Below are 14,623 nucleotides of genomic sequence, written 5' to 3' on the forward strand. Positions count from 1 at the left end.
TCGTACAAGACCGCCGGCGGTTTTGCCCAGCAGGAGTTGGACTGGTTGATGGCCATCGGCGGCATCAGCCTGCGGACCGACTGGCGTCTGAGCAGCGCCACGCAACTGCTGGCGCTGCGCGAGTCCTTCGATGCGGTGTACCTGGCCATCGGCCTGAGCCGGGTCGACCCGCTGGCCATTCCCGGCGAATCGCTGGCCGGCGTGCGCGACGCGGTCGATTTCATCGCCGAACTGCTGCAAACCGAGAACAAGGCCAGCCTGCCGATCGGTCGCCGTGTCGTCGTCATCGGCGGCGGCATGACGGCGGTCGACGCCGCGGTGCAATCCAAACTGCTGGGTGCCGAAGATGTGCACATCGTCTACCGCCGCGGCCCGGAGACCATGGGCGCATCGGCGGCAGAGCGCGACTGGGCGCAGACCCATGGCGTGACGATCCACCACTGGCTGGCGCCCGAAACCATCGAGGGTGACGGCCACGTCACCGCCGTGCGTTTTGCGCGCCAGCACCTGGCAGGCGGCAAGCTGGCGGCGGACGGCAGCCACGAGACGATCGCCGCCGACATGGTCTTCAAGGCCATCGGCCAGAAGCTCGACACCGGCCTGCTCGCCGGTGCCGGCTTCACGCTGCAGGCCGGCCGCATCGTCGCCGACGCCGATGGCCGCAGCGGCGTGGCCGGCCTGTGGGTCGGCGGCGATTGCCGCGCCGGCGGCCGCGACCTCACCGTCGAGGCGGTGGAAGACGGCAAGCGCGCCGCGCTCGCGATCCATGCGCAATTGAGCAGCACCTGACAAGGACACCGCCATGGCCGACCTCACCACCACCTTCGCCGGCATCCGCAGCCCCAACCCCTTCTGGCTGGCCAGCGCGCCACCCACGGACAAGGCCTACAACGTCAACCGCGCCTTCGAGGCCGGCTGGGGCGGCGTGGTCTGGAAGACGCTGGGCGAAGAGGGCCCGCCGATCGTCAATGTCAACGGCCCGCGCTATGGCGCGCTGCTGTCGCCTGACCGCCGCATGCTGGGCTTCAACAACATCGAGCTGATCACCGACCGGCCGCTGCAACTGAACCTGGCTGAAATCCGCCAGATCAAGCGTGATTGGCCAGACCGCGCGCTGGTCGTCTCGCTGATGGTGCCCTGCACCGAAGACGCCTGGAAAGCCATCCTGCCGGCCGTCGAGGACACCGGCTGCGACGGCGTGGAGCTGAACTTCGGCTGCCCGCATGGCATGAGCGAGCGCGGCATGGGCGCCGCCGTCGGCCAGGTGCCCGAGTACATCCGCATGGTCACCGCCTGGTGCAAGCAGTACAGCCAACTGCCGGTGATCGTGAAACTCACGCCCAACATCACCGACATCCGGCAGCCGGCGCTGGCCGCCAAACAAGGCGGCGCCGATGCGGTGAGCCTGATCAACACCATCAACTCGATCATGGGCGTGGACCCGCTGACGCTGGCGATCAGCCCGGCCACCGACGGCAAGGGTTCGCACGGCGGCTACTGCGGCCCGGCCGTCAAGCCGATCGCGCTGAACATGGTCGCCGAGATCGGCCGCTGGTCGGAAACCCGCGGCATCCCGGTCTCGGGCATCGGCGGCATCGGCAACTGGCGCGATGCGCTGGACTACTTCGCGCTGGGCGCCGGCAATGTGCAGGTCTGCACCGCCGCGATGGTCTACGGCTTCAAGATCGTGCAGGAGATGAGCGACGGCCTCTCGAACTACATGGACGACATGGGCTTCGCATCGATCGAGGATTTCCGCGGCCGTGCGCTGCCCACTGTCACCGACTGGCAGTACCTGAACCTCAATGCGGTCAGCAAGGCAGTGATCGACCAGGACAAGTGCATCGAATGCGGCCGCTGCCACATCGTCTGCGAAGACACCTCGCACCAGGCCATCACCGCGATGAAGGACGGCCGGCGGCACTTCGAGGTCAAGGAAGACGAATGTGTGGGCTGCAACCTGTGCGTCACCGTCTGCCCGGTGCCCGAGTGCATCACGCTGCGCACGCTGGCGCCGGGTGAGCTGGACCAGCGCACCGGCCAGACCGTCAGCGCCAATGCGGCCGACTGGACCACGCACCCCAACAACCCGATGCGCAAGGCGGTCCCCGCTTGACGCCGCACGACCGGTGGCGCACCCTTTCGCAGATCGACTCCTGGAGCCCCGCATGAAACCCCTGCTGATCCGTGGCGGTACCGTCGTCAATGCCGACCGTGAATTCCGCGCCGATGTGCTGTGTGTCGATGGCCGCATCGCCGAAGTCGGCGCCGCCCTCGCCGCACCCAGCGGCGCCGACGTGCTGGACGCCGGCGGCCGCTACGTGATGCCCGGCGGCATCGACACCCACACCCACATGCAACTGCCCTTCATGGGCACGGTGACGCGGGACGATTTCTACAGCGGCACGGCAGCGGCGATGGCCGGCGGCACGACGATGATCATCGACTTCGTGATCCCCGATCCGAAAGAGCCGCTGATGGACGCCTACAAGAAGTGGCGCGGCTGGGCCGAGAAGGCCGCGGCCGACTACAGCTTCCACGTCGCAGTGACCTGGTGGGACCCCACCGTGCACCGCGACATGGGCCTGCTGGTGCAGGAAGAAGGCGTCAACAGCTTCAAGCACTTCATGGCCTACAAGAACGCCATCATGTGCGACGACGAAACGCTGGTGAACAGCTTCCGCCGATCGCTGGAACTGGGTGCGATGCCCACCGTGCATGCCGAAAACGGCGAGCTGGTGTTCCTGCTGCAGGCCGAGATGAAGGCCAAGGGCATCATGGGCCCGGAAGGCCACCCGTTGAGCCGCCCACCCGCGGTGGAAGCCGAAGCGGCGCAGCGCGCGATCGCCATTGCCGATGTCATCGGCGTGCCGATCTACATCGTGCATGTCTCCAGCGCCGAAAGCGCCGACGCCATCGCCCGCGCGCGCGCCCGCGGCCAGCGCGTCTATGGCGAGGTGCTGGCCGGCCACCTGGTGCTCGACGACAGCGTCTATCGCGACCCGAGTTTCGAATTCGCCGCCGGCCACGTGATGAGCCCGCCGTTCCGCGCCAAGGGTCATTCGCAGATGCTGTGGCGCGGGCTGCAGGCCGGCTACCTGCACACCACCGCCACCGACCACTGCACCTTCTGCGCCGAGCAGAAGGCGGCGGGCCGCGAAGACTTCAGCAAGATCCCCAACGGCTGCGGCGGTGTCGAAGAGCGCATGGCAGTGGTCTGGCATGAAGGCGTCAACGGCGGTCGGCTGACGCCCACCGAATTCGTCGCGCTGACCTCAGCCAATGCGGCCAAGCTGTTCAACATCTACCCGAAGAAGGGCTGCGTCGTCGAAGGCGCCGATGCCGACCTGGTGCTGTGGGACCCGAAGGCGTCCAAGACCTTGTCGGTGAAGACACAGCATTCGCTCGGCGACTTCAACATCTTCGAGGGCCGCACGGTGCAAGGCATCGCCACGCACACCGTCGCCAGCGGCATCGTCACCTATGCCGACGGCGACCTGCGCGCGGTGCGCGGCGCCGGCAAGTACATCAAGCGCCCGGCCTTCGGCCCGCAGTTCGATGCGCTGGCCCGCAAGGCCGCCCTCGAAGCCCCCGTTCCCGTGGCACGTTAGGAGATCCGCATGGACATGAAGACCAAACCGCTGCCGGAAAAACTGCAAGGCCTGCGCATCAACGGCCCGCGGCTGTGGGACGCGTTGATGGAACTGGCGCAGATCGGCGCCACGCCGAAGGGCGGCGTGTGCCGCCTGACCTTGACCGACCTGGACAAGCAGGGCCGCGACCTGGTCAGCCGCTGGGCTCGGGAAGCCGGCATGACGGTGACCATCGACAAGATCGGCAACGGCTTCCTGCGCCGGCCGGGCCGCAACAACGCACTGCCGCCGGTGGTCACTGGCAGCCACATCGACACCCAGCCCACCGGCGGCAAGTTCGATGGCAACTACGGCGTGCTGGCCGGGCTGGAAGTGGTGCGCACGCTCAACGATGCCGGCATCGAGACCGAAGCACCGATCGAGGTGGCCTGGTGGACCAATGAAGAAGGCTCCCGCTTCGTGCCGGTGATGATGGGCTCGGGCGTGTTCGCCAAGGCCTTCACGCTGGACCATGCCTATGCCGCAAAGGACACGGATGGCAAGTCGGTCAAGGACGAGCTCGAACGCATCGGCTACATCGGCGAGCAGGAACCCGGCGACCACCCCATCGGCTGCTACTTCGAGACCCACATCGAGCAAGGCCCGGTGCTGGAGGACAACGACAAGACCATCGGCGTGGTGACCGGCGTGCTCGGCATCCGCTGGTACGACTGCGTCGTCACCGGCATGGAAGCGCATGCCGGCCCGACACCGATGGCGCTGCGCAAGGACGCGCTGCAGGTGGCCGCCAAGTTGATGCAGGAGGTGGTGGCCTGCGCGCATCGTCATCCGCCGCATGGCCGCGGCACCGTCGGTATGGTGCAGGTGCACCCGAACAGCCGCAACGTGATCCCGGGCCGCGTGAAGTTCTCGATCGACCTGCGCAATGCCAACGATGCGCTGTGCGATGCGATGGACGCCGACATTCGCGCGGTGGCCGCCAAGCTCAGCGCGGAATCGGGCCTGCCAATCGAGATCACCCCCGTCTCGGCCTACCCGGCGCAGCCCTTCCACCCGGAGTTGATCGCCGCGGTCGGCCGTGCCGCCGAAACCCTGGGCTACAGCAACATGCCCGCCGTTTCCGGCGCCGGGCACGACGCGGTGTACATGGCGCGGCTGGCGCCGGCCGGCATGATCTTCATCCCCTGCAAGGACGGCATCAGCCACAACGAGATCGAAGATGCCAAGCCGGAGCACATCACCGCGGGCTGCAACGTGCTGCTCCATGCGATGCTGGAGCGTGCCGGAGTGGCCGGCTAGGCGCACGGCGCCCCTCTCCCCCGCCGGGCCGCAGCGTGCGGCCCTTGCCATTTCCGCGCGTGCCCGGCCGCATTTCCGCCGCCCAGATGAAGCGATAGCGCCACCCGGCGGCGGAACGTCGATGTCTTCGGTAGCATCCGTGCACGACGCAAGCTAGTAGCCAGGGAGGACTGCATCGATGGTCAGGCGCGCGATGAGGATGGCGTTGGCGCTGGCATTGCTGGTGCTGCTGGGCTGGATGTTTCGAGACTTGCCTGTGGTGCGCGAGCTGACGCGGCCCGTGATGTCCAGCGGACCCGCACGCTGGCTCGGCGAGCAGGCGTCAACCGTCGCCGACCGGGTCAACCCAGCCGGCGGCCCGCAGGCGGCTTCCGGTGCACACCCGGTTGGCAGACTGCGCAAGTGCGTGGGCAACGCAGAAATCACTTACACCGATGGTGAGTGCCCGGCAGGCACCCAGCGGCACGAGGTCGGCGGCGCCTTGACCGTGCTGCCTGCCCAGCGCGCGGAGCCTTCTGCAGCGGCGGCGTCTGCAGCGCCGCGTTCGCCCTTGGCCGAACTGGCCGGCCCGCCCGACCAGGGCACGCTGAAGGAAAAATACCTCGAGAGCATCCGGTGATCGCGGGCGACGCTGAACTGCCCCGCCGGTCATCGGGCGGCATCGACGCGGCGCTCGACGCACCGGCCACGCCCGCCGGGCGCCGCTGGCCAGGCCGCCATATCGCCGCGCACTGGCGGGGCGAGTTGCCGCTGCCGTTGAGCTTCTGGATCCATGGCGCGTTGATCGGCTTGCTGTGCAGCCTGTCGGCGGGCGCCCTGCTGACCCGCATCGACATCACGGACGCGCCGCTGCGCTGGCCAGCCCTCGCTGCGTTGTTCGGTTGGCCGCTGCTGCTGGCGATCCAGGCCTGGGGCTTCGTCGGCGCATGGCGCAGCGCCGGCGCGGCGAACCGCGACGGCCGTTCCGCCGTCTGGGTCCATGGCTGCCGCCTCGCCGTGGCCGCCGGCGCGGCAGGCGCTCTGCTCTCCACCGGCCTGCACTTCCTGCCGCGGGTGCCGGAATTCATCCGCATCGTGCTCGGCACCGATCCGCGGGGGCAGGTCATGGCCACCCGGTCTGCGGACGGACATCGGCTGCGGCTAAAGGGCTGGCTTGGCATCGGCGATGGGGCGCGCGTGCGGCAGCTGATCGCGGGCGCGCCGCAGGTGCGCCTGCTGGAACTCGATTCACCCGGTGGCCGATTTGACGAGGCCTTGGCGCTGGCCGATGCACTGCGTGGCCAGGGATGGACGATCCGGGTCCGGGGCACCTGCCGGGATGCCTGCACGCTGGTCTTCATGGCCGGGCAGGTCCGTCAGTTGCTGCCGGGCGCGGAGTGGTCTGTGCACAGACCACCGGCCGCGGTCTTCAATCCCCTCTTCACGCAAATCGCAAAGCGGGAGTTGGCCGCACGGTATCGGCAGGCGGGCCTGCCGGACAGCCTGGTGAAGATGTCACTGGCGATGCCACCGGCCCATCGCTGGACCTCGACCTGGGGCGAGTTGGCCGCCGCAGGCATCGTCAGCACACCGCCCTATCCGCTGGACATCGACGTACCGCGTCGGCGCGACACGCCGACCACCGAACTCGTGGAAGCGCTGCACACGAACCCGACCTGGCATGCGCTGGAACGCCGATTTCCCGGCTCGATCGCCGAGGCGGCCCAGCGCATGCAGGCTGCGCGCGAGCGTGGTGCGACAGATGAGGTGGCGCTGCTGATGGCACAGGGCGTCGTGGAAGACCTGTTGCCGCAACTGCTGTTCAATGCCAGTCCGCCGCTGCGTGAGCAGTACGTCGCCCTGCTGGCGCAGCAGATTCAGGCAGCGCGCGACGGTGGTTTGGCCCGGTTTGCCGCCTCCCTGCTCAAAGGCGACAGCGCGGCGCGGCGCGCGCTGCCGGTGGCACTGGCGGTGCGGGAATCGGTCTGGCTGGCCGACGCGGCGGCCGAACCGGTACGCCAGGCGCCAGCGCGCCAAGCCAACACCATCGAACTCGAGGTGGTGCGCCGCACACTCGGCGCCGACGCCCCCGCGCTGCTGGCGGGACTGCGTCGCGCTGGCGAAGCGAACGGGCGCCAGGTCGACCGCATCGCCGCGCTGCTGTCCGAGGTGCAGCGCCTGCCACATGCCGAACGCCGCCTGGCGATCCGCCTGATGTTCGAGCGGCCCTGAGGCGGCCTGCGACGGGGGCCACGGCCCATCGCACCGATCACGCATTCAAGCGCGCAATTGCAGATCGGCAAAAGACATCAGTTCACCGGCGATCGCACTGGCCGCCACCGTCGGCGGGCTGGCCAGCCAGACCTGGCCCGGGCCCGAGCGGCCAGGGAAGTTGCGGTTGATCGCGCTGACCGTCACCTGAGCGGCCTCGGTGGACACTCCCGGGCCGCAATTGGCGCAGGCACCGCAGGCCGGTTGCAACAGCTCGGCACCCACCGATTCGAAGGCCTCGAGGTAGCCGCGTTCGACGCAGTAGTCACGCACGGCGGCCGTGCCGAATTGAAGGTAGAGCGTGACGCCCGGCGCCACGCGCAGGCCGCGCGACGCGGCCCAGGCCAGCACCGCATGGTAGTGATCGAAGTCCTCGCGCTTGCCGGCGGTGCAGGAGCCACCATAGGCGATGTCGACGCGGACCGGCGCAGCCAGCGCCGCGAGCGGCATGCCGTTGCCGGGGTCGCCCGGCCGCGCGACCATCGGGCTCAGGCGGCTGCAATCGACGGCGATCACCTGCTCATACTGAGTGCCGGCATCGCTGCACATCCAGGGCTGCAGATCGAAGCGCATGCCGCGCCGCTGATGGAGGAAGCGAACGGTCTCTTCATCCGGCGCCACCAGGCCGGTGAAGCCGCCCAGTTCGGCGACCATGTTGGTCAGCGTCGCGCGCTCGTCGATCGACAGCCCTTGCACGACCGTGCCGCCGAACTCGAACACGCGGCCGACGCCGGCACCGGCGCGGATGTCCTCCCGCGCCAGCAGGTGCAGCACCAGGTCCTTGGCGGTCAGGCCGGCCGGCAACTGGCCCTCGAAATCGACGCGCAACTGCGGCGGCTTCGTGAAGCGCACCGCGCCGTTGACAAACGCGAAGGCCATGTCGGTGGTGCCGACGCCGAAGGCCACGCAGCCCAGCGCGCCGGAATGCGGCGTGTGCGAATCGGTGCCGACGATCAGCTGGCCCGGCAGCGCGTACTGCTCGGCCACCATGGCATGCGAGATGCCTTGTGAACCGGTGTTGCCGGCATCGCCCGCTTCCAGCGCCTGCAGGTAGCCGTGATCGGTCAGCCCATGGCGCGCGACGAACGCCCGGTGCCCTTGCGACAGCGCCCGCACACCGCCCACCAGCCCCTGCTGCACATGCACCGGGCTGCGGTGCACATAGCTCAGGTGGTCTTCGAAGCAGACGATGCTGGACTTGTCGTGCAGCGCCAGCGCGTCGCCGAACTCTGCGTCCAGCAGGTGCGCGGCCATCGCCGTGTAGTACTCGTGGATGAAGCGCAGATCGGCGCGCACGAAGCCGCCCTCGCCCACCTCGCGCGGCGCCGGCCGGTCCGGCGTGGCCAGCGCATGGCGTGCGACGATCTTGTCGAACAGCGTCATCGGCCTGCCGTCGTCCGGCGCCGGTGCCGCGGCAAAGGCCAGCGCGCACGCCCGACCGTAGCGCAGCAGCCCGCCGGCGCGCAGGATCGCGGCGGCCAGCGCATCGCGGCCGGCCAGCAGTTCGTCCAGCGGGATCGCTTCGGCATTTCGGATGCGTTCGATCAGCCCGAAGTCGGTGCTGGTGAAGAGCCCGGCGTTGTCGGCGTTCTGGCGGTAGATGCGCTCGAAGCTTTCGGCGATCACCAGGCGCACGCCGGCCGAGAGCTCGGCCACCACGCTGTGCTCGCGTGAACTGCCCTTGCCGTAGCGCTGGCCGCCGACCACCACGGCGATGCCGGCGTGGCGGATCGCATCGACGCCGATCGGCCGCTGGCCCTGCACCGCAAAACCGGTGTAGGGGTAGCGCCCCAGCGTCTCGTCGAAGTGCACCATCGCCGGCAGCGGCGAGATCTCGTCGGTGGAGATGTCGTCGCGCAGCGCACCGGCCTGCTCGCGCGTGAGCTGTGCGCCGGCCAGCTGCGCACGCACGCAAGATGCGTCATTGGCGAGCCACAGCACTCGCGGCGCGAAGCGGCGCAACTCGGTCACGGCAAGACTGGCGTCACGGTCATTGCAGCTCGACGCCAGCCTTCTTCACCAGGGCCGCGTACTTGGCGAGTTCGGACCGGAAGAACTGATGCGCATGCTCGCTGCTGCTGACGTTGATGACGTTGCCCTGCTTGGCCATGGTTTCCTTGACATCGGCGGCGTTGAAGGCCACCACCACCGCATCGTGCACGCGCCGCACGTCGGCCGCGGCCATGCCCTTGGGGCCGATCACCGCGAACCAGGCTTCGACGACATAGTTCGGCACGCTTTGTTCAACGAAGGTGGGAATCTCCGGCGCTGCCGGCACGCGCTGCGACGTGGCGATGCCGATCGCACGCAGCGCCCCGCTCTTCAGGTGCGCTTGCACGCTGGGCAGCGCGACGGTGCCGAATTCGACCTGTCCGCCGATCAGGTCGGTGACCATCGGGCCGACACCCTTGTACGGGATGTGGCGCGCCTTGGCGTCGATCTCGTCCAGGTACATCTCGGCCGCCAGATGCAGGATGGTGCCGTTGCCGCCGGAGGCGAAATTCAGCTCACCGGGCTTGGCCTTCAGCAGCGCCGCCAGTTCCTTGGCATTGGTGGCCGGCACCTTCGGGTTCACCACCAGCACCACCGGGGTGTAGCCGCAGATGGCGATCGGCGTGAAATCGCCGGGCATGTTGAACGGCAGCGTCTTGTAGACGCTGGGAAAGATCACGACGTTGTTCGACACCACGCTGAGCGTCAGGCCATCGGGCACCGCACGGGCCAGCGCCTGCAGGCCGACGATGCCGCCGGCGCCCGGCTGGTTGTCCACCACCACCGTGGCGCCCAGCGCCTTGCCGAGCGCGGCTTGTGCACTGCGCGTGATGGCGTCCACGCCCGAGCCGGTGGCATTCGGCAGGATGAAGCGCACCACCTTGTCACCGGGGGCCTGGGCCCAGGACGGCAAGCTGGTAGCGGCCAGTGCGCCGAATGCGGTGAGGGCACTGCGGCGGGTGAAGCGGGTGGGGGTCGTGTCGTGCATGGTCTGTCTCCGTTCTTGTCGGTCAGGCCACGATAGCCTGTGCCCGCAGGTCTTCGATCTGCACCGCCGAATAACCGATGCCGGCCAGCAGGTCTTGCGTGTGTTCGCCGAGCGTCGGTGGATCCAGCCGCACGCCCAGGCGCTGGCCGTCCATCGTGATCGGGAACAGCGTGGTCTTCACCGTCTGGCCGGCCATCGGACCATCGGGCAGGCGCACATCGGCCAGGCCGCCGGTGGCCAGCAGGTGCGGATCGTCGTACAGGTCTTCGGGCTTGCGGATCGGCGCGAAAGGCAGGCCGGCACGCTCCATCAGCTCGGACAACTCGGCGGCGCTGCGGTGCGCCAGGCGCTCGCCGATGGTCTTCAGCAGCATCGGCCGCTGCGGCACACGCTGGTTGTTGGTGGCCAGCGCGGCATCGGCCTTCAGGTCGGCGAAGCCCAGCACGTCGCAGAAGGTCGACCACTGTGCGTCGCTCACCGCGGCCAGGAAGATCTGCTCGCCGTCCTTCGCGGTGAACACGTCGTAGACGGCCCAGGGGTTGTCGCGTGCGGGCATCGGCGCCGGGTGCTTGCCGGTCATCGCGAACTGCAGCATGTGCTGGCCCATCAGGAACACGTTGTTCTCAAACAAGGCCGATTGCAGTGCCATGCCGCGGCCGGTGATGCCACGCTGGATCAGCGCACCCAACACCGCGATGGCCCCAAAGAGGCCGCCCATGATGTCGTTGACGCTGGTGCCGGCGCGCAGCGGGTCGCCCGGCCGGCCGGTCATGTAGGCCAGGCCGCCCATCATCTGCACCACCTCATCGAGGGCAGTGCGGTGGTCGTAGGGGCCGGGCAGGAAGCCCTTGTGGCTGGCGTAGATCAGCTTCGCATTCACCGCGCTGAGCGCGGCGTAGTCGAGGCCGTATTTCTCCATCGTGCCGGGCTTGAAGTTCTCGGCCACGACATCGGCACTGGCCGCCAGGCGGCGCGCCACCGCCACGCCCTCGGGCTTGTGCAGGTCGATGCCGATGCTGAGCTTGTTGCGGTTGAACATCGGAAAGAAGCCGGCGCCGGCGCCGAGCAGGCGGCGCGTGCGGTCGCCATCGATCGGCTCGACCTTGATCACCTCGGCGCCCATGTCGGCCAGCACCATGCCGCAAGTCGGGCCCATCACCATGTGGGTGAACTCCACCACCCTGAGTCCGGTCAGCGGTTGCGGCACCGGGTTGTTGTCCATCACAGGGTCTCCTGGTTCAGCATCGTCTTGGGCAGGCCGGCGCACCACAGCGTGCCGTGCAGGGTTTCGCCGTCCAGCCACTGGGCCACATCGGCGCGCAGGCGCATCAGGCGATCGAAATCGATCCCGGTGTGCACGCCCATGCTGGCGAACAGGTAGGCGGCGTCCTCGGTGGCCACGTTGCCGCTGGCGCCCGGCGCATGCGGGCAGCCGCCGATGCCGGCCAGGCAGGCATCGAAGCGCGTGATGCCGAGGTTCCAGGCGGCCATGACATTGGCGATGCCCATCCCGCGGGTGTCGTGGAAGTGGCCGCAGTTGAGCTTGTCGCCGGCCACCTTCAGCACCTGCTCGAACAATCGGCTGACCATCAAGGGATCGGCATAACCGACGGTGTCGGCCAGGCCGACGCGGTCGGCCCCCGCATCCAGCACCGCCTGCACCAGGCGCAGCACTTCGGACGGCTTCACCTCACCCTGGAGGGTGCAGCCGAAGGCGGTGCTGATGCCGACCTCGACCAGCGTATCGGCGCGCTGCGCATGGCACAGGTCGACGATGCGCGCGACGTCGGCCACCGCTTCGTCCGGCGTCTTGCGCAGGTTCGCCAGGCTGTGGGCATGGCTGGCCGACAGCGGCAACAGCATCGCGTCGGCCCGAACCTCCAGTGCCCGTTCGGCGCCCTTCAGGTTCGGCACCAGCACCGAGGCGACGAGGCCGGGCAGCGTTTTCGCAAATGCCACCAGCTCGGCGGTATCGGCCAGCTGCGGCAGCAGGCGGGCCGGCACGAAGGAGCCGATCTCGATCTCGCGCTGGCCCGCCGCATAGGCGTCACGGATCCAGGCCAGCTTGTGGGCAGTAGGCAGCACACGCGCGATGCTTTGCAGGCCGTCGCGCAGGCCGACTTCGCGCAGGATGGCAGAGGCTTGGGCAGTATTCATGCTGCAGGACTGTAGGCATTCCGAGCCGGGTTCACAGCGGTATTTGGGAACCCTTGCCGTTCCCATCCGTCACGCCACAATGCCCGCATGAGTCGCCATTTCGACCCGCTGACCTTGCGCTTGTTCGTCGCGATCTGCGAAGAAGGCAACATCGCGCGCGCTGCCGAGCGTGAGGCTCTCGTGCCCTCGGCTCTTAGCAAGCGCATCGCGGCGATCGAGGCCGCTGTCGGCACCCCTTTGCTGCAACGCGGCCGCCGCGGCGTCAGCCCCACCGCCGCCGGCGAGGCGCTGCTGCGTCAGGCGCGTGAACTGCTGGGCGCGATGGACCGGCTGCAGGCCGAGTTGAGCGAGTTCAGCGCCGGCGCCCAGGGCAGTGTGCGGGTGATGGCCAGCGTCTCGGTGCTGGCCGAACAGTTGCCGGACGACCTGGCCAGCTTCCTGGCGCAGCACCACGCGGTACGGGTCAGTGTCGACGAACGCCTGAGCCACGAGATCCTGCGCAGCCTGCGTGAGGGCAGTGCCGACATCGGCGTGCTGTGGGATAACACTGACTTCCATGGTCTGCAGACCCACCGCTATCGCAGCGATCACCTGTGCGTGGCCTTGCCACCGGGCCATGCGCTGGCGCGCCGTCGCCGGCTTCGCTTTGCGGACACCCTGGCCTATCCGGCGGTGGGCGTCGCACCCGGCGGTCTGATGGACACCTTGCTGCGCCGCCAGGCCGCACTGGCCGGCCAGGCGCAGGCCCACCGCATCCAGGTCTCCAGCCTGGACGCCGCCTGCCGCATCGTCGCGGCCGGCCTGGGCCTGGCGGTCCTGCCGCGCGAAGCCACGGCGCCGCATGCCGCGGCCCGCGGCCTGGTGATGCTGCCGCTGAGCGACGACTGGGCCGAGCGCCGCTTCGTCATCTGCACCCGGCCCGAGCCCCTGCTGTCGGCGACGACGCGGCTGCTGGTCACGCACCTGGTGAAGCAGGCCGGTTCGTGAGCCGGCGCTTCAAGCGCTGCCGCACGTCGGCAGCCGCCTCGCGCAGCGCTGCGGTGAAGCCCTCGCGCAGCGGGCTGGGCGGCCGCAGTTCCGGGCTCACCAGGCCGACATGGAACGGCACCTGCACCGACAACGGCCGCATCTGCAGGGCGTCGCCGGCAAAGGCCAGCGCCGTCAGCGGGTTGACGATGGCCAGGCCCAAGCCCTCGCGCACCAGCGCGCACACCGCCACCGCACTGCCGGCCTCCAGCGCCTGCACGCGCGCCACGCCGGCCTGTGCGAACAGCGCATCGAGCTGCTGCCGGTAAGCGTCTTCCGGCGCCAGACTGATGAAGGGCTGGCCGGCAAAGTCCTGCAACTTCAGCACGCGCCGGGCCAGCAGCGGGTGGCCAGCCGGCAGCACGGCCACCTCGTCCAGTTGCAGCAGCGGCAGTAGGCTGGTGCCGGGCGGGGCTTGCGTCTGCTCGGTCAGGCCCAGGTCGCAGCGCTGCTCGGTCAACCAGGTTTCGAGCAGCGGCGACTCCAGCGGCGTGATCGCCACGCTGGCCTGCGCGTGGCGGGCGACGAAGCGGCGCGTGGCCTCGGGCAGCAGCGCATGCGCCAGGGCCGGCAGGCAGGCGATCGTCAGGCGGCCTTCGCTGAAATGGCGCAGCGACGAGGCCGTGGCCGCGATGCGCTCCAGCCCGATGTAGGAGCGCTCGATCTCGTCGCGCAAGACCAGCGCCCGCACGGTGGGCCGCAGGCGGCCGCGCACGCGATCGAACAGGTTCATCTGCAGAACCTGCTCAAGCCGGGCCAGCTCGCGGCTGACGGTGGGCTGCGAGGTGTGCAGCAGTTCGGCCGCGCGCGTGACGGTGCCGGCGAGCATCAGCGCACGAAAGACTTCGACATGGCGGTGGGTCAGCGTCACAGCCCATATCCAGATTGAATGGAAGACAGACGATACGCTATTTGCGTGAATGACCGGTCGGCGGCATCATGGCGCGATGAATCCGTTCTCCCCAGATCTGCTGCGCAGCTTGACGCAAACCCACGGCACCCCCTTGTGGGTGTACGACGCCGCGACGATCCGTTCGCGCATCAACGAGTTGCGCGCCTTCGACACCATCCGCTTCGCACAAAAGGCGAACTCCAACCTGCAACTGCTGCGGCTGATGCGCGACGAAGGCGTGGTGGTCGATGCGGTGTCGCTGGGCGAGATCGAGCGGGCGTTGGCGGCCGGCTTCAGCGCGCGCAACGAGGGCGCCTCGGGCATCGTCTTCACCGCCGACGTGATCGACCGGGCCACCTTGGCCAAGGTCGTCGCCGAGAGCATCCCCGTCAACGCCGGTTCGGTCGACATGCTGCACCAGCTGGG

The 14,623-nt window shown here is 68.9% G+C and carries 11 protein-coding genes and 1 pseudogene; 7 read left to right on the forward strand and 5 right to left on the reverse strand.

Translation table 11 applies throughout. The features are described from left to right. From VLK61_RS22535 to VLK61_RS22555, 5 genes are all read left to right on the forward strand, one after another. Nucleotides 1-789: FAD-dependent oxidoreductase (locus VLK61_RS22535; RefSeq protein ID WP_325424171.1), on the forward strand; the 789-nt coding region annotated here is incomplete at its 5' end. Nucleotides 790-802: 13 nt separating this feature from the next. After that, nucleotides 803-2,116, forward strand: a complete 1,314-nt coding sequence (gene preA, locus VLK61_RS22540; protein WP_325424173.1) for an NAD-dependent dihydropyrimidine dehydrogenase subunit PreA — start codon at nucleotides 803-805, stop codon at nucleotides 2,114-2,116. A 52-nt stretch (nucleotides 2,117-2,168) separates the two neighbouring features. Beyond that, nucleotides 2,169-3,611 (forward strand): dihydropyrimidinase, encoded by a 1,443-nt coding sequence (gene hydA / locus VLK61_RS22545; protein ID WP_325424175.1) that lies wholly within the window; start codon nucleotides 2,169-2,171, stop codon nucleotides 3,609-3,611. Between the two features lie 9 nt (nucleotides 3,612-3,620). Next, complete coding sequence (locus VLK61_RS22550) at nucleotides 3,621-4,892, forward strand: Zn-dependent hydrolase (protein WP_414636846.1); 1,272 nt, start codon at nucleotides 3,621-3,623, stop codon at nucleotides 4,890-4,892. A gap of 441 nt (nucleotides 4,893-5,333) precedes the next feature. After that, entirely contained in the window at nucleotides 5,334-7,103 is a 1,770-nt protein-coding gene (locus VLK61_RS22555; RefSeq protein ID WP_325424177.1) for a hypothetical protein, read from the forward strand. A gap of 45 nt (nucleotides 7,104-7,148) precedes the next feature. Here the strand turns inward: VLK61_RS22555 and VLK61_RS22560 are convergent, their stop codons facing one another. Genes VLK61_RS22560 through VLK61_RS22575 form a run of 4 tightly spaced genes read right to left on the reverse strand, consistent with a single transcriptional unit; the run spans nucleotide 7,149 to nucleotide 12,279 of the window. Next, complete coding sequence (locus tag VLK61_RS22560; RefSeq protein WP_325424179.1) at nucleotides 7,149-9,113, reverse strand: aconitase family protein; 1,965 nt, start codon at nucleotides 9,111-9,113, stop codon at nucleotides 7,149-7,151. A 19-nt stretch (nucleotides 9,114-9,132) separates the two neighbouring features. After that, nucleotides 9,133-10,122, reverse strand: coding sequence for a Bug family tripartite tricarboxylate transporter substrate binding protein (locus VLK61_RS22565; RefSeq protein ID WP_325424181.1), 990 nt, complete (start codon nucleotides 10,120-10,122; stop codon nucleotides 9,133-9,135). A gap of 22 nt (nucleotides 10,123-10,144) precedes the next feature. Then, the gene (locus tag VLK61_RS22570; protein ID WP_325424183.1) at nucleotides 10,145-11,344 is read right to left on the reverse strand and encodes a CaiB/BaiF CoA transferase family protein; all 1,200 of its coding nucleotides are present in this window, start codon (nucleotides 11,342-11,344) and stop codon (nucleotides 10,145-10,147) included. Continuing rightward, a complete protein-coding gene (locus VLK61_RS22575; protein WP_325424185.1) occupies nucleotides 11,344-12,279 on the reverse strand; it encodes a hydroxymethylglutaryl-CoA lyase in 936 nt (311 codons plus the stop codon). The genes VLK61_RS22570 and VLK61_RS22575 overlap by 1 nt, the downstream gene beginning before the upstream one ends. A gap of 87 nt (nucleotides 12,280-12,366) precedes the next feature. On the opposite strand from VLK61_RS22575, the gene VLK61_RS22580 reads away from it, so the two are divergent. Beyond that, on the forward strand, nucleotides 12,367-13,266 hold the full coding sequence (locus tag VLK61_RS22580) for a LysR substrate-binding domain-containing protein (protein ID WP_325424187.1): 900 nt from the start codon (nucleotides 12,367-12,369) through the stop codon (nucleotides 13,264-13,266). Here the strand turns inward: VLK61_RS22580 and VLK61_RS22585 are convergent. Next, nucleotides 13,235-14,176: a LysR family transcriptional regulator gene (locus tag VLK61_RS22585; RefSeq protein WP_325424189.1), complete on the reverse strand. Its 942-nt coding sequence runs from the start codon at nucleotides 14,174-14,176 to the stop codon at nucleotides 13,235-13,237. The two genes, VLK61_RS22580 and VLK61_RS22585, sit on opposite strands and share 32 nt — an antisense overlap. Before the next feature lie 76 nt (nucleotides 14,177-14,252). Between VLK61_RS22585 and VLK61_RS22590 the strand changes: the two are divergent. Continuing rightward, nucleotides 14,253-14,623: pseudogene (locus tag VLK61_RS22590) on the forward strand (diaminopimelate decarboxylase); the annotation flags it as partial.

The organism is Aquabacterium sp., from assembly GCF_035476535.1.
Lineage (GTDB): Bacteria > Pseudomonadota > Gammaproteobacteria > Burkholderiales > Burkholderiaceae_C > Pseudaquabacterium.

Excerpts from the sequence above, each read along its gene's own strand:
- preA (WP_325424173.1), top strand. The coding sequence starts at position 803 with ATGGCCGACCTCACCACCACCTTCGCCGGCATCCGCAGCCCCAACCCC.
- hydA (WP_325424175.1), top strand. The coding sequence starts at position 2,169 with ATGAAACCCCTGCTGATCCGTGGCGGTACCGTCGTCAATGCCGACCGT.
- VLK61_RS22550 (WP_414636846.1), top strand. The coding sequence starts at position 3,621 with ATGGACATGAAGACCAAACCGCTGCCGGAAAAACTGCAAGGCCTGCGC.
- VLK61_RS22565 (WP_325424181.1), bottom strand. The coding sequence starts at position 10,122 with ATGCACGACACGACCCCCACCCGCTTCACCCGCCGCAGTGCCCTCACC.
- VLK61_RS22570 (WP_325424183.1), bottom strand. The coding sequence starts at position 11,344 with ATGGACAACAACCCGGTGCCGCAACCGCTGACCGGACTCAGGGTGGTG.
- VLK61_RS22575 (WP_325424185.1), bottom strand. The coding sequence starts at position 12,279 with ATGAATACTGCCCAAGCCTCTGCCATCCTGCGCGAAGTCGGCCTGCGC.
- VLK61_RS22580 (WP_325424187.1), top strand. The coding sequence starts at position 12,367 with ATGAGTCGCCATTTCGACCCGCTGACCTTGCGCTTGTTCGTCGCGATC.